At 58.5% G+C, this 16,270-nt stretch carries 15 protein-coding genes and 1 tRNA gene; 7 read left to right on the forward strand and 9 right to left on the reverse strand.

Translation table 11 applies throughout. The annotated features are described in order from the left end of the window. Positions 1–41: 41 nt before the first annotated feature. On the reverse strand, positions 42–2,027 hold the full coding sequence (locus MLD04_RS15650; protein WP_248160385.1) for an SDR family oxidoreductase: 1,986 nt from the start codon (positions 2,025–2,027) through the stop codon (positions 42–44). Positions 2,028–2,408: 381 nt separating this feature from the next. Between MLD04_RS15650 and MLD04_RS15655 the strand changes: the two genes are divergently transcribed. Beyond that, positions 2,409–2,708, forward strand: a complete 300-nt coding sequence (locus tag MLD04_RS15655; protein WP_040886623.1) for a hypothetical protein — start codon at positions 2,409–2,411, stop codon at positions 2,706–2,708. 28 nt (positions 2,709–2,736) lie between these two features. Beyond that, entirely contained in the window at positions 2,737–5,577 is a 2,841-nt protein-coding gene (locus tag MLD04_RS15660; protein ID WP_248160386.1) for an insulinase family protein, read from the forward strand. A gap of 7 nt (positions 5,578–5,584) precedes the next feature. Here MLD04_RS15660 and MLD04_RS15665 read toward each other — a convergent pair whose 3' ends face one another. Together MLD04_RS15665 and MLD04_RS15670 are read right to left on the reverse strand one after the other, a co-directional pair. After that, entirely contained in the window at positions 5,585–6,223 is a 639-nt protein-coding gene (locus MLD04_RS15665) for a TIGR04282 family arsenosugar biosynthesis glycosyltransferase (RefSeq protein ID WP_248160387.1), read from the reverse strand. After that, positions 6,210–6,917 carry a TIGR04283 family arsenosugar biosynthesis glycosyltransferase gene (locus MLD04_RS15670; RefSeq protein WP_248160388.1) on the reverse strand — a complete coding sequence of 236 codons (708 nt, stop codon included), beginning with the start codon at positions 6,915–6,917 and terminating at the stop codon, positions 6,210–6,212. Before MLD04_RS15670 ends, MLD04_RS15665 begins: the two co-directional genes overlap by 14 nt. An 87-nt stretch (positions 6,918–7,004) precedes the next feature. On the opposite strand from MLD04_RS15670, the gene MLD04_RS15675 reads away from it, so the two are divergent. Beyond that, positions 7,005–7,081 (forward strand) — tRNA-Arg (locus MLD04_RS15675). Between the two features lie 75 nt (positions 7,082–7,156). After that, a complete protein-coding gene (locus MLD04_RS15680; protein WP_248160389.1) occupies positions 7,157–7,831 on the forward strand; it encodes a spermidine synthase in 675 nt (224 codons plus the stop codon). A gap of 21 nt (positions 7,832–7,852) precedes the next feature. On the opposite strand, the gene MLD04_RS15685 is transcribed toward MLD04_RS15680, so the two are convergent. Together MLD04_RS15685 and MLD04_RS15690 are read right to left on the reverse strand one after the other, a co-directional pair. Then, on the reverse strand, positions 7,853–9,604 hold the full coding sequence (locus tag MLD04_RS15685; protein WP_248160390.1) for a SulP family inorganic anion transporter: 1,752 nt from the start codon (positions 9,602–9,604) through the stop codon (positions 7,853–7,855). Positions 9,605–9,638: 34 nt separating this feature from the next. After that, positions 9,639–10,505, reverse strand: a complete 867-nt coding sequence (locus MLD04_RS15690) for an MBL fold metallo-hydrolase (protein WP_248160391.1) — start codon at positions 10,503–10,505, stop codon at positions 9,639–9,641. A 223-nt stretch (positions 10,506–10,728) separates the two neighbouring features. Between MLD04_RS15690 and MLD04_RS15695 the strand changes: the two genes are divergently transcribed. Beyond that, complete coding sequence (locus tag MLD04_RS15695; RefSeq protein ID WP_248160392.1) at positions 10,729–11,304, forward strand: Tll0287-like domain-containing protein; 576 nt, start codon at positions 10,729–10,731, stop codon at positions 11,302–11,304. 36 nt (positions 11,305–11,340) lie between these two features. Here the strand turns inward: MLD04_RS15695 and MLD04_RS15700 are convergent, their stop codons facing one another. Further along, a complete protein-coding gene (locus tag MLD04_RS15700; RefSeq protein WP_248160393.1) occupies positions 11,341–12,003 on the reverse strand; it encodes an alpha/beta hydrolase in 663 nt (220 codons plus the stop codon). A 96-nt stretch (positions 12,004–12,099) separates the two neighbouring features. On the opposite strand from MLD04_RS15700, the gene MLD04_RS15705 reads away from it, so the two are divergent. Further along, positions 12,100–12,747: an MBL fold metallo-hydrolase gene (locus MLD04_RS15705; protein WP_282451972.1), complete on the forward strand. Its 648-nt coding sequence runs from the start codon at positions 12,100–12,102 to the stop codon at positions 12,745–12,747. Positions 12,748–12,773: 26 nt separating this feature from the next. Here MLD04_RS15705 and MLD04_RS15710 read toward each other — a convergent pair whose 3' ends face one another. After that, positions 12,774–14,393, reverse strand: coding sequence for a methyl-accepting chemotaxis protein (locus MLD04_RS15710; protein WP_248160394.1), 1,620 nt, complete (start codon positions 14,391–14,393; stop codon positions 12,774–12,776). A 216-nt stretch (positions 14,394–14,609) separates the two neighbouring features. Here MLD04_RS15710 and MLD04_RS15715 point away from each other — a divergent pair, with 216 nt between their 5' ends. Then, positions 14,610–15,281, forward strand: a complete 672-nt coding sequence (locus MLD04_RS15715) for a hypothetical protein (RefSeq protein ID WP_248160395.1) — start codon at positions 14,610–14,612, stop codon at positions 15,279–15,281. Between the two features lie 9 nt (positions 15,282–15,290). Here the strand turns inward: MLD04_RS15715 and MLD04_RS15720 are convergent, their stop codons facing one another. Beyond that, positions 15,291–15,914 carry an L-threonylcarbamoyladenylate synthase gene (locus tag MLD04_RS15720; protein ID WP_248160396.1) on the reverse strand — a complete coding sequence of 208 codons (624 nt, stop codon included), beginning with the start codon at positions 15,912–15,914 and terminating at the stop codon, positions 15,291–15,293. Further along, complete coding sequence (locus tag MLD04_RS15725; RefSeq protein ID WP_248160397.1) at positions 15,911–16,267, reverse strand: BolA family protein; 357 nt, start codon at positions 16,265–16,267, stop codon at positions 15,911–15,913. Before MLD04_RS15725 ends, MLD04_RS15720 begins: the two co-directional genes overlap by 4 nt. Positions 16,268–16,270: the final 3 nt, after the last annotated feature.

Raw genomic sequence — 16,270 nt, forward strand, 5'->3', positions numbered from 1 at the left:
AAACCCGCCGAAGCGGGTTTTTTTATGGCGCGAAACTCTGATTACCAGTAGATGCCGCGCATGATGGCGGCGAACGCCACCTGTTCTGTGGACACTTTCGGCTTCTCGCCGGACTTGCTGCCTGCGGCGGCGGGAGAATCCGGGAACATCCGGTAACCGGTATTCATCACGATCTCCCCCATCTTCGGCGCCAGAGCATGAAGCACCTGGGCGAAAATGCCCAGACGTGTGGCAATGCGCTTGGGCCGGTACACGATCGCATCCGCCACCATTCCCGCGGCTTCGTCCGGCGTAAGCGTCGGCACCGAATCGTAGATCTTGGTGGGCGCGATCATCGGCGTTTTCACCAGCGGCATATTGATGGTGGTGAATGTGACATTACGATCGGACCACTCGGCCGCTGCACAGCGACTGAAGGCATCCAGCGCGGACTTGGAGGCGACATACGCCGAGAAACGTGGGGCGTTTGTCAGCACGCCAATGGACGAGATGTTCACAACATGCCCCCGGCGACGCTCCAGCATCTTCGGCGCAAATCCCATAATCAGTCGCACTGAGCCAAAGTAATTCAGTTGCATCGTGCGCTCGAAGTCGTGGAAACGATCGAAGGAAAGATCCAGCGACCGGCGGATGGAACGCCCGGCGTTGTTCACCAGTACATCCACGTGGCCATGGTTATCCAGCACCGTTTTGACAAACTCGTCACAGGCTTCCATATCCGAGAAGTCACACGGATAGGCATGAACGCTGGCACCCCGGGACTCAAGCTCCGCTGCCACTTCCTTGAGCCGCTCGAGCTTACGCGCACCAATTACCAGGATTGCGCCCGCATCCGCCAGTTTCTGAGCCGTCGCCAGACCAATGCCGGATGTCGCACCGGTGACCACGCAGACACGACCTTCAACGGTGCCCTTCAGGGTCCGATCCTTGAACAGATCAGGATCCAGGTTCCGCTCCCAGTAGTCCCAGATCACGGGCGCGTAGTCCGGCAGGCGAGGCACCTCGATCCCGCTGTCCTTGAGCGCACGCTCGGTCTCGCGGGCATCAAAGCGCGTCGGGTAATTAATGAAAGACATCACCGATGGCGGAATGCCCATGTCATCCAGTACTGCGCTGGTCAGGCGTTTGACCGGCGGCAGGTTCTTCAGACTCTGCCGGATAAACGGCGGGATGAAGCCGAACATGCGGGAATCGATCCGCATTCCCATCTTCGGCGCGTGGCCGGCTTCGGAGAAGATATTGAGGATCTCACCGACCTTGTACGGGTCGGAATCCACCAGGTGGAAACAGTTGCCGTCCTCGCCTTCAAGGTGCGCGATGTGATCAAGGGCATCGACCACAAAATCCACGGGCACGATATTCAGACGACCGCCTTCGATACCAATGGTGGGAACCCACTGGGGAAGCGCATGACGGATCTTCTGGATCATTTTGAAGAAGTAATAAGGCCCATCGACCTTGTCCATTTCACCGGTCTTTGAGTGTCCGATAACCATACCCGGACGATAGACGCGGAAGGGCACCTTGCACTCTTCCCGGACGACCTTTTCAGACTCGTGCTTGGTACGCAGATACGGATGGTCCAGCTTCTCCGCTTCCTCGAACATGTCCTCGCGGAAAATACCCTTGAAAAGACCGGCCGCCGCGATTGAGGAGACATGATGAAAGTGCTTCGCGCCCATGGCTTCGGCGGCCTGAACCGCTGCTCGCGTACCTTCAATATTGGCGATCTGCTGGCTTTCCTCATCGGCGCCCATGTCGTAAACAGCCGCAAGGTGGAAGAAGTGATCAATGTCGCCCTTCAGCGATTCCAGCACCGCAGCATCAATACCCAGATTCGGACTGGTGAGGTCACCGATCACGGCCTTGACCTGGCTTTCATCCGCCCCCCAGCGCTCTCTCAGCACCTGAAGCTTGTCCTGGCTCTGTTCACGCACCAGAACGTGGATCGTGCCACCGCGCGCCAGCAGCTTCTCCACCAGAAAACGCCCAATAAATCCGGTTCCACCTGTGAGGAAGTAATTCATCGATTTTCCACCCTGCCTGTTGCTTGTTTGTTGTCCATCCATGCCGGCCCCATATACGACTAAAGTCGAATATTTCTCCGGAAACGCCGGCATTGTACTTAATTGCAACGTTCATGTATCGAACTTTTTTAGAGCTTTTGCTCTTTAAGCTATTGTTTTGTATAGAGCTTTTACTCTAGCTTTGCCGTGGGAGCCGCATCACCGCAGGCCCGGCAACGATACATCTCTCTGAGACTAGCACAGCGCATGTGGATTGCCGGTTTGCACCGGACATTACCGGAAAACCATGAAACAACCGTCATGCAGTGCGATAATCAGGAACTTCTCGCCCTGACGGGCGTCATTCAACCTCAAAGCCATCAAGGTCTTACACGCGCAATCATGCAGAACGACAATCCAAACACCGAACGCTACATCGCCATCGCCCGAGCCTGCCTCAAAGCTATCAACGACACGGCGGAAAATACCGACTCGAGGGAACAGAAAATCGAAGCGGTTTACCAGGCCATCGACCATGCCTTCCAGGCGGAGTTCGCCGAGTATCGTCAGTCCGTGGCGATCATGGCAACGGTGCTCGAACGGATTGCTTCGGGCCAGCTGGATGCCGACAAGGCCGCCGAACTGGCCCGAAAAACGCTGGACCAGCAACCCGAGGCCACGCGAAACGCACTGATGCATTGATTCTGTCCACCAGACAAAAAGAGGCCCCATGACCAACGGAAAATTACCGACCCGTTCCTTCGGACTGTTCTCGATACTGTGCGGACTGTTGCTCCTGGCCACTCAGGCCGTGGCCTCGCAACAGCCGATCAAGAGTCCCAATGACAACAACCAGTATCGCTACATCGAGCTTGATAACGGACTGAAAGCCTTGCTTATTTCAGATCCGGGAGCGGACAGGGCCGCTGCGTCCCTGAATGTGGCAGTGGGCAGCGGTGACGATCCGAAAGATCGCGAGGGCCTCGCCCATTTCCTTGAGCACATGCTGTTCTTGGGTACCGAAAAATACCCGAAGGCCGGTGAGTATCAGGAGTTCATCAAGAGCCATGGCGGCAACCACAATGCGTTCACTGCGTTTCAGAACACCAATTACTTTTTCGACGTCCAGTCCGCCTTTCTTCCCCAGGCACTGGACCGTTTTGCTCAGCAGTTCGCCGCGCCTTTGTTTACACCCGATCTGGTCGATCGTGAACGCAAGGCGGTCCATTCAGAGTTCAGTGCCAAACAAAAAGATGATGGGCGCCGGCTTTACTCCGTGGAAAAGGCGGTCAGTAATCCGGATCACGCCTTCAGTCATTTTGCCGTGGGCAACCTGACTACCCTCGAAAACACCAAGTACAACCCGCTCCGGCCGGATCTGGTACGATTCTGGAAAACCCATTATTCCTCCAACCTGATGACATTGGCGGTGTACGGGCCCCAGTCCCTCGACCAGCTCGAAGCCATGGTCCGGCCGCGTTTCAGTGCCATCGAAAACCGTCACCTGAGCCGCACCAAACACGATCAGCCGCTTTACTCGCCGGACACGCTTCCGGCGGAAGTGACCGTTGATGCGATCAAGGACGTGCGGCGACTGACCCTCAGCTTCCCCATTCCCTCGCAAGAGGATCTCTACCGGACCAAGCCAGCAAGTTACGTGGCAAATCTCCTCGGACACGAGGGCCCCGGCAGCCTGTTCGATGTTCTGAAACGGGCCGGTTTGGCGGAAAGCCTTTCTGCAGGCCTGGGCATGGACACCGGCAGCAATGCCACACTCGATATCTCCATTGCCCTGACGCCCGAAGGACTCAAACGCAGCCAGGATGTGCTGCCATTGGTGTTCGACTACATCCAGCGAATTCGCGAAAAAGGGATTTCCGAAGCGCGATTCAAGGAGATGCAGCAGCTGTCGCGTATCGACTTCCGCTTTCGGGAACAGGGCGATCCCCTGCACGAAGCCATGCGGCTGGCCAGCCAGCTTCAGGATTATCCGGCCAGGGACATCCTGCAGGCCCCCTATCTGATGGACCGGTACGCCCCGGAGCAGTACCGGGACATCCTTGATCGCCTGACGCCGGCGAACGTGATGGTATTCAAACTTGAACCGGACCCCAAGCTGGACAATCCCAGGAGCACACGCTGGTACGACACCAAGTGGCAAATGTCCGCGATCGATCCTGCAACCATCCTTGCCAGCGGGCCCACTGATCTGGCGTCGCAGCTGAAGCTGCCGGCAGCCAACCCATTTATCCCACAGGATCTGGCCATGGTCCCGGGAAAGACCATGGATCGGCCCGAACACCTCCAAACCAGCCAGGATATGAATGTCTGGTATGCGAGGGATACCCGTTTCGGAACGCCCAAGGCGAATGTGTTTATCAGCCTGCGTACGCCTGCGGCGCGGGCCAGTGCACGCAGTGCGGTGCTGACCAATCTGCTGGTGGACGCCATCAACGACAACCTCAACGCCTGGGCCTATTCCGCGAAGTTGGCGGGGCTCGATTACAGCGTGTATTCGCACCTGCGTGGCATCACGATCCGGGTTGGCGGGTATGACGATAAATTACACACCCTGCTCAATCGCATCCTGATGCAGGTGGCGCATCCCCAGCTAACCCAACAGCGATTCCAGATTGCCCGTCAGAACCTGATCGACAATCTCCTGAACCAGGCCAAGGAGCGCCCGGTCAGACAGACCTCGGACTTCATCCAGACGGCACTCATCGAGGGAACCTGGAGCCGGGAAGCGAAGCTGAAGGCTGCACGGGAAGTCACGCTTCCGGAACTGCAATCGTTCGCGCAGAATTTCCTGGCCCGGGTGGATCCGGTCATGCTGGCGCACGGAAATCTGACGCGGGCGGCGGCACTGAACCTGACCCAGCAGGTTGACGCCATTGTTCTGGCAAAGTCCGAGCACCAGTCGGTACCCCGCAGTCGTATTCGTGAGCTGCCGGAAAAGGAAATCGACGTTTCACTTTCAGTGGATCACCCGGATACCGGTTATACGCTCTACGTCCAGGGCCGGAACACCAGCTTCGAGGAACGGGCTCGCTACCGGTTACTGGGCCAGATTCTGAGCAGCCCCTTTTACGAGGATATCCGTACCAACCGCCAGCTCGGCTACATTGTCTATGCCACGCCTTTCGAGATGCTGGAAACGCCGGCGCTGGGCTTCGTGGTTCAGTCCCCTTCTGCCTCACCGGCGGACATTGACCAGGCGGTATCTGCGTTCTTCCAGCGCTTCTCGGACACACTGGCATCGATGTCCGACAAGCGGCTCCAACAGGAAAAGCAGGCCGTCATCAGCCAGATCCTTGAACAGGACCGCCAGCTTGGTGATATTTCCAGTCGCTACTGGCACGAGATTGATCGGGGCGTGGACACCTTCGACAGCCGGCAAAAACTGGCTCAAGCCATCAGCAATGTAACCCGGGATGGTTTGATGAAGGTCTATCGTGCGGCCCTGCTCCAGCGCGATAAGGCACTGAGAGTTGTCACCGGCGGCGAAGGGCTGGACCGTGATAAGGCGCTGAGCACACTCACCGCCCGGCCACCGGTTCCCGCAAGCTGATCCTGCTCTACTGAATCTGCCTGAGGAACCGCAGCCAGTCCTCAGGCTCATCCACATCCCAACGGGGCTCAAGCAAGGCAAAGCTGAGCCCCTTTTCTTCCAGTCTCTCACAGGTCTGTGCCAGCACCCGGGACGTTCCCCAGTCAATTCCCGACAGCATACCCTCGACCACACGAGACGCCCCGATCAGGACGTATCCACCGTCTTCGGAGGGGCCAAGCACGACATCGTGATTGGCAAGACATTCGACGGCCTTTCGCGCATAGGCCGGATCAACCGATGGGCAATCGCTACCCACCACAAGTGCCCGTGAATGGGCGTGCAGCGACGCGGAAAGGGCCGCCTCCATCCGGTCACCCAGGGTCGCTCCCTGTTGCGTATTCTGAACCAAACCTGCGCCTTCAACCTCCTGCAGAATGGTCGCCGCGTCCGCCAGATCATCTTCGCAGAGACGGTCCCACCAGAACTGAACCGGATAGCCGGTGGCACACAGGTTGTCGAGAACGCTCAACGTGAGCCGGTTATGAGCGTCCAGGGCTCCGTCAGCACCCAGTTCAGGCATCAACCGGGTCTTTACACGACCGGCTTCCGGCCATTTGGCAAACTGCAGGAAAACCGCGTCAGCAGCGCGTTCAGTGTCGGGCATTTCGGACATCCGTTCGGTAGGACAGTGAAAGCGTCTCCGGCGATTCACCACGCCAGTATCGCCAACGCAGACGCCACATCAAAAAAATTGTGCGCCATGGCCCCAGATGCTCCCATCGCCGGCTGTCGGTTACCACCGGTGCCGATACACAAAAAGGCCTTGATCGCCTCGCCAATCGGCTGGAGAACTCGACGTCCTCCATCAGCGGAATCGGCTCAAACCCGCCGAGGTCTTCAAACAGGGCCCGGCGCACGAACAAGGCCTGGTCGCCGGTACAGACTCCGGTGAGACGGGATCGCCGGTTCATGAACCAGCCGATCACACGAAACAGAAAGCGATCGCCACTCAGGCGAACGTCGAAACGTCCCCAGGACCGACCGCTTAGGAAAAACCGGCTCAGCTCGACAAGCGCCGTGGGCGGCAGACGGGTATCGGCGTGCAGGAAGAGCAACACATTGCCCCGCGCCCGGGACGCACCGGCATTCATCTGTGCGGCCCGCCCCTTTTCCGAGACCACAAGCCGGTCACACAGCGGACGAGCCAGTTCGGCGGTGCCGTCCGGGCTGCCGGCATCCACCACCAGAACCTCATGGCCGGCCGACCGGATGTCTTGCAGAGCCGTCAGCGACTCGGTAATGCCTTCGGCCTCATTCCACACCGGAACAATCACGCTTAACGCGAACCCTTCAGACACACCTCGCTCCCGGAAGATCTTTCAACTGAGACAACACCTTGAGCCACAAGCCCTTGACCGCTATCATACCGGCCTTCTCAGAGATTTGCCCCCGTAGCTCATCTGGATAGAGCGTCCCCCTCCTAAGGGGAAGGTAGCAGGTTCGAGTCCTGCCGGGGGTACCAGCTTTCCCCCCCAGGCATGTTCTCTCTGAATCACGCAGGTTAAACTGCGAATCCGTTCGACTATCCGGATCTCAAATGGCCCGCTTCACTGAAATCGGCACCGCAACGATTCCCGGCAAGGGGACACAGCTTCGCCTTTTGCAACGCAATGATGAATTCTCGATCAAGATCGCCGGCACCACCGGAGAGCTTATGAACAGCCGTGTTCATGGTTCCGAGGACGCCCTGGCCACCCTTGCCTGTGAACGTATCGCCGGACAACCCTCTCCCCGAGTCCTGATTGGCGGCCTGGGGATGGGATTTACTCTGGCCGCGGCATTATCAGCCCTGGGTGAAGATGCCCGGGTAACGGTGGCGGAACTGGTTCCCGAAGTGGAGGAATGGAACCGGGGCCCCCTGGGAGCGGCCGCAGGGAACCCGCTGAAGGATCCCCGGGCGAGTGTACATATCGGTGATGTCGCAGAACTGCTCAGAACCAGCGAGGGACAATGGGATGCCATCCTGCTGGATGTGGATAATGGCCCGGAAGGCCTGACCCGCAAGGAGAATAACTGGATTTACTCCCCGGAAGGTATTGCCGCCGCCCAGAAATCTCTGAGCCCCGAGGGCATCCTGGCCTATTGGTCCGCCGGCCCGGAGCAGGCGTTTACCGAGAGGCTTCGCCGCGCCGGGTTTTCCGTGGAGCCGGTGACCGTTCGTGCGCTGCGGCCCGGCAAGGGCGCCCGCCACGTTATCTGGCTGGCATGGTAGCCCCGGCTCTATCTGACCCAATCAGATAACCGGAGCCCCCGATTCACAGGGTTTGTCGACTGGGGGCTTTACCAGGTTTTTCCAGGCATCATAGGTACTCAGGAAGATCTGGCCCGTCAATTCCGCACAGAAATCGGTGCCCTTCAGCCGGTCCATAACCGGCCCCTTCACCTCGGCAAGATGCAAACGAATCCCGGCGTCCCTCAGACGTGCGTTGATCGTCTCGAGGCTTTCGAGCGCCGACGCATCAATGGCGTTTACCGCCTGACAGGCGAGCACCAGATCTTTGACCCTGGGATGCTCGGATACCAGTTCCAATACGGTTTCTTCCAGAAACCTGGCATTGGCAAAGTAAAGGCTTTCGTCCACTCGCAGCACCAGAGTCTCTTCGTCGATCTCAACGTTGTGGCGCCGGATATTCCTGAAATGTTCGGTACCGGGAATGCGTCCGACAACAGCGCTGTGAGGCCGGCTTGTGCGATAGAGATACAACCCGATTGAGAGCCCCACCCCCACGAGGATGCCCGCTTCGACACCCTGAACAAGCGTCAGGATGATGGTCGCGAGCATGGCCGCGGCATCGCCCCTGGAGTAGGCCAGTGTTCGCCGGATCGCGGCAAAGTCAATCAGCGTGGACACCGCAATGATAATCGTGGCGGCCAGGGTCGCCTTGGGCAGAAAGGCAAGGAATCCGGTCAGAGTGAGCGTGGCAAGCGCAATGCCGACGGCAGTCAGCGCGCCCGCGATGGGAGTTTGAGCACCGGCTTCGAAGTTAACCACAGACCGGGAGAAGCCGCCTGAGACCGGTGAGCCCCCGCTGATTCCAGCACCCATGTTTGCCAGCCCCAGAGCGATCAGCTCCGAGTCGGGATCAATTCTCTGGCGCCTTTTGGCTGCCAGGGTCTGGGCCACGGATACGGACTCCACGAAACCCACAAGACTGATCAGTACAGCCGCCGGCACCAGTGTGGCCCAGATCTCCGGATCAAGGGACGGCAGGCTGATGCTTGGAAGCCCTTTTGGAACGTCGCCGACCAGATTTACCCCGGCTGCCCCGAGGTCAAAATGCCATGCGGCCAGCGTCGTCACAATCACTGCAGACACCGGCGCGGCCTTAGCGCTCAGATCTGCCAGACGCGCTGAAAGCCCCAGGCCTGTCAGCCACTTTTTCAGGTAGCGTCGGCAGAGGTACAGATACATCGCAACCCCACCGCCAATCAGGAGGGTTATTGGATTGATCCCGCCCAGCTGCTGCCAGAGCCCGTGAACCATCTCGATCAGATTGTGGCCACCGCCCTTGATCCCGAGGATATGACCAATCTGACTGCCGGCAATCAGTATTCCGGATGCCGTGACAAAGCCGGAAATCACGGGATGGCTCAGAAAGTTGGCCATAAACCCGAGACGCAGGAGGCCCATGGCAACGAGGATCAGGCCGGAAAGCGCTGCCAGCACCAGGGCGGCGCCCACATACTCCGGCGTTCCGGCAGCGGCTATGCCGCCCAGCGCGGAGGCCGTCATCAACGAGGCGACCGCGACCGGTCCGACGGCCAACGTTGCACTGGTTCCGAACACGGCATAAACCACCAGCGGGATCATACTCGCGTACAACCCGACCTCCGGCGGTAATCCCGCGAGCAACGCATAGGCCAATGCCTGCGGCACGAGCATCAGGGTAACAATGACGGCAGCCAGGGTGTCACTGACGAAGGTGTCGCCCCGGTACGTTTTCAGCCAACCCACAATGGGCAGGAATTTGGCAATCCGCTTCATTTCCTATCGAACTCCTTGCGTTACCGGACTCCCCTTAAAAGCGATTGAGCGGGACTCTCAGGTAAACCTGGCCGTTATCCTCTGCGGGCGGCATCTCACCAGCCCTCATATTTACCTGCACCGACGGCAGGATCAGACGAGGCATGTTCAATGTGGCATCGCGCTCGGTTCTGAGCCTGACGAAGTCGCTTTCGCTGATGCCTTCACCCACGTGGATATTGTTCGCCAGCTGCTCAGCCACGGTTGTTTCGTGGAGGAACTCGTCGCGCCCGGCGCCTTTGTAGTCGTGGCACAGGAAAATCCGGGTGTCACCCGGCAGTGCCAGCACTTTCTGGACGGAACGATAAAGGGTATGGGCATCGCCTCCCGGAAAATCACACCGGGCGGTCCCGGAATCCGGAGCAAACAGGGTGTCACCAACAAAGGCGGCATCCCCAATCACGTAGGTCAGGCACGCCGGGGTATGGCCAGGGGTGTGAAGAACGCGACCTTCAAGCGTGCCAATCCGGAAGGTATCACCCTCCTTGAACAGGCGATCGAACTGGCTGCCGTCCCGGGCGAAGTCCGTACCGGCGTTGAAGACCTTGCCGAAAATTTCCTGAACATCCACGATTTTTTCGCCAATACCGGTTTGACCGTTCAGCTGCGCCTGGAGATAAGGGGCGGCCGACAGGTGATCCGCATGCACGTGGGTCTCGAGGATCCATTCAACAGTAAGCCCGTTATTTCTCACATGCCGGACAATGTCGTCGGCGGAACGGACGTCGGTTCGGCCCGCTGCATAATCGAAATCCAGCACTGAATCGATAATGGCGCATGCCGAGCTTTGCGGATCGCGAACCACGTAGCTGAACGTATTGGTCGGTTCATCGAAGAAATGGGTGACCAGCGGCGTCTGCATAGTCCTGCCCTCCCTGTGGGGTATGAATCATTGCCCACAATTTAAACATACTTTATGGAATAACCATAGTTCGTTATGGAATAATGAAACGATAAGCTTGATAGGGCTGGTCAATCGCCGGTTATCCCGGCGACAGATCGTCGCACCACCGGAATAAATCGATATCCGAACGGCTGCGAGCTCTATACTGACAGCTTAAACAGGACTCATCAGGAGGTGACCCATGTTCAAGCCCGCATTGGCATCCGCCGTACTGCTCGCGTTAGCCCCGGTCGGCGCCATCGCGCAGGAAACCACCCCATCCACGGAAGCCCTGGTTGCTGAAGCACGCGCCATGGTCAAGGACTTTGGAGGATCTTTAAAACAGGCTCTGCAGGCAGCCATCAAGGAAGGGGGACTGGAGAACGGGATCGGGGTCTGTAACACCGTGGCCCCTGAGATTGCCGCCTCGAACAGCAAGGGCGCCTGGACCATAAGCCGCACCAGTCTCAAGGTCCGCAACCCAGGAAACACACCAACTGAATGGCAGCGGCTGCAATTGCAGGCCATGGACCGACAGCCGGTCAAAAACGGCAAGCCGGTCGAAACCTGGCAGGTATCGGATGCCACCGGACAACCGGCCTTTCGGTATATGAGCGCTATTCCCACACAGAAGCTGTGCCTTGGGTGCCATGGCAAGTCCATTGAGCCTGGCGTGAAGGCAAAATTGGCAGAGCTCTATCCGAACGACAAGGCGACCGGTTTCTCCGAAGGGGAACTCAGGGGCGCGTTCGTCGTCACCTATCAACCGGAGCAATAATTGTCCGGAGGCGGCAACCAGCCAACGGTCGCGTGGCTATTGTTCGCGGCACCGCTCGAGAAACGAATCCAGATCCCGGATTTCTTCCAGACACAGGCTATGGTCCATACCATAGGAATGAAATTCGGGCTCGAATCCCTGCTTCTCCAGTTGCGCTTTTGCCGCCTCGCCAAGGGATTCCGGAACGATCGGATCAAAACGACCATGGCCGATGAATACCGGCAGTCCCCGGTTGGGCTCGGATAGTTCGATGGTCGCTGCGGTGGCGTAGTAGGTCGACAGCGCGAAGAGTCCACCAAGCCGTTCGGGATAGCTCAGCGCCAGCTCGTAGGCGACCGCCCCACCCTGGGAAAACCCGCCGATAATAATATTCTCGCTGGCGACGCCACGATCCCGCTCCTGCTCGATCAGCCTGGCGACTGCCCTGGCGGAAGCCTTGAGCTGGGGTTCGTCGACCTTGCGATCAATGTCCATGGCGAGGATGTCGTACCAGGCCGGCATCACCATGCCACCGTTCACCGTGACCGGCATATCCGGCGCGTGGGGAAAGATAAACCGGACCGGCCGGCCTTTACCAAAGGCCAACTCGGGAACCACAGGCTCGAAATCGTGGCCGCTGGCACCCAGCCCGTGAAGCCAGATTACCGTTATCTCCGGATTATCACCGGTATCGATCTGCAGCGTATCCAGGGCTGTCATCGTCATTTCCTACCCTCTATGATGAGTCAGCCCGGAACCTTACCATTGTTGGTATGATAACCCGATACCCATGACCCACTCCGTTCGAGAAAAGGTATGTCCCTGAAGTACAGAATCATTCCTGTCACGCCTTTCCAGCAGAACTGTTCCCTCATCTGGTGCGACGCCACTGGCAAAGCCGCGGTGGTGGATCCCGGCGGTGACCTGGATCGAATCCGGTCCGCCATTTCAGAGGAAGGGGTAACCGTCGAGAAGATCCTTCTGACCCATGCGCACATTGATCATGCCGGCGGCACTGCCGAGCTGGCCAAAGCGCTGTCACTGCCGATCGAGGGACCGCATCACGACGATAATTTCTGGATCCAGGGACTGCCACAGCAGGCACAGATGTTCGGCTTTCCCGCGCCGGAGGTGTTCACACCCGATCACTGGCTGGAGGACGGCGACACGGTGACTGTCGGTGGAGAAACACTGGAAGTCCTGCACTGCCCCGGCCACACGCCGGGCCATGTGGTGTTTTTCAATCGGGCATCCGGCCTGGCACTGGTTGGCGACGTTCTGTTCCAGGGATCAATCGGTCGAACGGATTTTCCGAAGGGGGACTACAACACACTGGTGCGGTCCATCCGGGAAAAGCTGTTCCCGCTTGGCGATACGGTTGCCTTCATTCCGGGGCACGGCCCCATGTCGACGTTCGGTCAGGAACGCCAAAGTAATCCTTTTGTTTCGGACCACCGGGGCTGATCCCTCAACCCCGGTGCCAACCACTGCTATCGGGACTGGTTGAGACGAAACTGTTCGATGGTGCGACGCAAGTTTTCCGCCATGGCCAGAAGATCGCCGGCAATCCGCGCCGTTTCCTGGGCATCGCCCGAGGTTTGCTCGCTGGACCGGCTGATCTCGATCACGTTCTGATTGATGGATTCGGACACCTGGCTCTGCTCGTTTGCCGCGCTCTCCATCTCCTCGTTCAGCCCGGTAATTTCCCGAACCGCTGATGCAATCCCCTGAAGCTCCGTCTCCACCCTCAGGATAGCGTCCACCTGTTGGCCGGCCAGTTCCGAGGCATGGCGCATGGTGCCCACACAATCGACCACTTCGGCTTTCAGGCCTTCGATGGTGTTGCGGATATCACCGGTGGAATCCTGGGTCCTTGCAGCCAGGGCGCGCACCTCGTCGGCGACGACGGCAAAGCCACGGCCCTGCTCTCCTGCCCGGGCCGCCTCTATGGCGGCATTCAGGGCCAGAAGATTGGTCTGATCGGCAATGTCAGAGATCACCTTGAGCATATCGGTCATCTGGCTGGTGCGCTGATCCAGCAATTCGATCCGGCGTGCCCCGTCCTGAACCTCAGTGTTCAGCGCCTCGATGCCTTCGACGGCATTTCTGGCCAGGGTCTCCCCTGTACCGGCTGACTCGACCGTGGCCAGCGATTTCTGGGTCGTGTGAATCGCGTTTTCCCGGACCTGAACGGCCGAGGCCGCCATTTCCGTCGTCGCACTTGCAACCTGATCAGTATTGTCCCGTTGCGCCAGGACTTCCTTTTCCGTGGTTTCCGCCTTGAGCGAAATGCTCTTGGCTGCCTGCTCCACCCGTTCGGCGTTATCCAGAACGGTATTCATGCTTTCCCGAATTTTGGCCATCATCCGGTTGAAAGCCCGGGAGACAGAACCGATTTCATCGTTTCGATGCACATCCAGCTCAATGGTCAGATCGGAGTTGCGTGAGATCTCGTCCATCCGGTCATGGAGCCGGCGCAGGCGGGCAAACACCAGTCGTCCAAGAACCAGTGCGGTCAGCAGAAACACGGTGACGAAAATCACCACCTGAATTCCGCCGCTGGCCAGCAACTGCTGATGGAGGCGGGCGTCACTGTCGGCCATGGAGTAATCCACCCGGATAGCGCCCAGTACCTGGCCCTCTTTGGCCTGATGACACCCCAGACAGTTCACCCCCTGATAGTCTTCCCGCGCAATGACCGGCTCGATCAGGGTATAGACGCGCCCATCCTCGCCTTCCGTGTAGGTCTGGATACGCTCACCCGAGAGCGCTCGCTCATCCATCGCTCCGCGCTGCTCCTCTTCGGCCAGCCCATTCCCGAACACCTGCTTGACGTGGTCGCCGCGAATCACCCGCACGTCCAGAACGTCCTCGGGCGCTGCAAATTTCTGGCGGAGCATCTCCCGGTTGGCCATGGTACCGGTCAGCATCATGGTATTGAGGCCGTCGAAATAGGACTTGGCAAGCCCGTCGACATAGCGGTGGGTGTATTCCTCAAGGTGATCGCTTTGAGCCCTGGCGTTGTAGAGGACCGTCAGAACCAGAACGAGAGAAAAGGCTGCGGCCAGCGCCGCCAGTAGCAGGAAACGGATGGAATATTGTTTTTTCATGGCAACTCGACTGCTGGATGCCGGCTTCGGCAATGTGAACGTTGACTCATGTCTTCTTTGACGACAATTCGGCACAGAACTGTATAGATAAACGTCAAACTTTCCCTGATCCAGATCAGATCACAGGCCAACCTCATAAAATGGCCCGGATTCTGCATTAAGTCACTTCAGTGATTATTTTTCGGCGCCGAGACACGCCGCCGGCGGAGGAAATCCATGTCCCTTTTAGCGTCACTGATTCAGGCCAGCTCACAGTTCCAACAGGCAATGGAGAACCGTCGTGCCTCCGCGGAAACACGGGAGCAATCCGCCAGCAAAGCCCAGCCTTCAGCGCCAGCCACCCCTGAGCCCGCCGGATCACCCGGGGACGACCGATTTACCCCCTCGGACAGTCTGGCTAATCCATCGGACAGGAAAACCCGGCAATTGCCGCTGACCAACTACAAGCAAACGGTCGGGCAGGATGTTGCCTTTGTGCGGGAGACCCTGCGGCACAAACTTGCCGAGTACAACCTGCACCCGGCAACCACGGTGAATGTCAGCAGAAAGGATGATGGTGAGCTGAGAGTCGACGGGAAAATGTCGGATACCGTCCGACAGCAGGTTGAGAAGGATCTGAACAACAATACCGCGTTCAAAGAGGCTTTCAGCCGGCTGAGCAGCACAGAGCCAACACTTCGATTCATGGACAACGCGGTCAAACTGAACCAGGCCTACGGCGTCAACAATTCGCTTCTGGACAACCTGGTCAGTGAAAACCAGCAGTTCAACGGCCTTCACGATGTCATTCACCGCTATGACACCTTGAGGAAGACCGCCGGCGCGCAGCAGATTGAAGCCGCCGGCAATGGTCAAAGGTACGCCTTCAGCCTGAACGCCCGCGCCTGACCGGAGACGCTATACCCGAAACGGTGCCGGATCGCCTTTGCCTTCCCGGACAACCTCAGGCGCTTCGCCGGTGAAATCAACCACCGTCGTGGCTTCAAGGCCGCAGAAACCACCATCAATGATCAGATCCAGCTCGTGCTCCAGGGTCTCCCGGATATCATAAGGGTCCGTCATGGGCTCGGTGTCTCCCGGCAGGATCAGCGTGCTGCTCATGATCGGTTCGCCCAATTCACCCAGCAACGCCTGGACAATCGCATTGTCGGGAACCCGGACACCGATAGAACGGCGCTTCGGGTGCAACAACCGGCGCGGGACTTCACTGGTGGCGTCGAGAATGAAAGTGTAAGGCCCGGGCGTAAAATTCTTCAGCAGCCGGTATTGGGTGTTGTCCACCTTCGCGTACACACCGATGTCGGACAGATCCCGGCAAACCAGGGTGAAATTGTGTTTGTCGTCCAGCTTGCGAATGCGCTTGATCCGATCCGCAGCCTGCTTGTCACCAAGGTGACAACCAATGGCGTACGCCGAATCTGTCGGATACACGACGACCCCGCCCTTACGCAGAATCTCCACCGCCTGGTTGATCAATCGCTTCTGGGGCGTCTCTGGATGAATCTGGAAAAACTGGCTCATGAATGCTCTCCCTGACCGGTTTTCATTGCCATTGCCGGATCCCCTTTCGATCCGCCCATGCAGTTCGGAGAAGCCGGAGACGCCTGACCGGCCGCTTCCCACTCCTCAGGCGTATAGAGATGCAACGCCAGAGCGTGGACAGGACCCGCCAACTCCTCCGCCAGCACCTTGTAAATCGCCTGATGGCGCTTGACCTTCATCTGCCCTTCAAACTCGGGAGAAACCAGAGTCACCTTGAAATGCGTCTCCGAATTCGCCGGCACGCTGTGCATGTGACTCTCGTTCTCCACCCAGAGGAAAGGGCCATCAAACGCCGCCTTCAGTTTGGATTCGATGGTGTTCTGTACTTGCATTCG

Origin of the sequence: Marinobacter koreensis (assembly GCF_023156285.1) — a bacterium.
GTDB classification, from domain to species: Bacteria; Pseudomonadota; Gammaproteobacteria; order Pseudomonadales; family Oleiphilaceae; genus Marinobacter; species Marinobacter koreensis.

Coding starts and splice junctions, on each gene's coding strand:
- MLD04_RS15650 (WP_248160385.1), bottom strand. CDS start 2,027: ATGAATTACTTCCTCACAGGTGGAACCGGATTTATTGGGCGTTTTCTG.
- MLD04_RS15655 (WP_040886623.1), top strand. CDS start 2,409: ATGCAGAACGACAATCCAAACACCGAACGCTACATCGCCATCGCCCGA.
- MLD04_RS15660 (WP_248160386.1), top strand. CDS start 2,737: ATGACCAACGGAAAATTACCGACCCGTTCCTTCGGACTGTTCTCGATA.
- MLD04_RS15665 (WP_248160387.1), bottom strand. CDS start 6,223: ATGCCCGACACTGAACGCGCTGCTGACGCGGTTTTCCTGCAGTTTGCC.
- MLD04_RS15680 (WP_248160389.1), top strand. CDS start 7,157: ATGGCCCGCTTCACTGAAATCGGCACCGCAACGATTCCCGGCAAGGGG.
- MLD04_RS15685 (WP_248160390.1), bottom strand. CDS start 9,604: ATGAAGCGGATTGCCAAATTCCTGCCCATTGTGGGTTGGCTGAAAACG.
- MLD04_RS15690 (WP_248160391.1), bottom strand. CDS start 10,505: ATGCAGACGCCGCTGGTCACCCATTTCTTCGATGAACCGACCAATACG.
- MLD04_RS15695 (WP_248160392.1), top strand. CDS start 10,729: ATGTTCAAGCCCGCATTGGCATCCGCCGTACTGCTCGCGTTAGCCCCG.
- MLD04_RS15700 (WP_248160393.1), bottom strand. CDS start 12,003: ATGACAGCCCTGGATACGCTGCAGATCGATACCGGTGATAATCCGGAG.
- MLD04_RS15705 (WP_282451972.1), top strand. CDS start 12,100: ATGTCCCTGAAGTACAGAATCATTCCTGTCACGCCTTTCCAGCAGAAC.
- MLD04_RS15710 (WP_248160394.1), bottom strand. CDS start 14,393: ATGAAAAAACAATATTCCATCCGTTTCCTGCTACTGGCGGCGCTGGCC.
- MLD04_RS15715 (WP_248160395.1), top strand. CDS start 14,610: ATGTCCCTTTTAGCGTCACTGATTCAGGCCAGCTCACAGTTCCAACAG.
- MLD04_RS15720 (WP_248160396.1), bottom strand. CDS start 15,914: ATGAGCCAGTTTTTCCAGATTCATCCAGAGACGCCCCAGAAGCGATTG.
- MLD04_RS15725 (WP_248160397.1), bottom strand. CDS start 16,267: ATGCAAGTACAGAACACCATCGAATCCAAACTGAAGGCGGCGTTTGAT.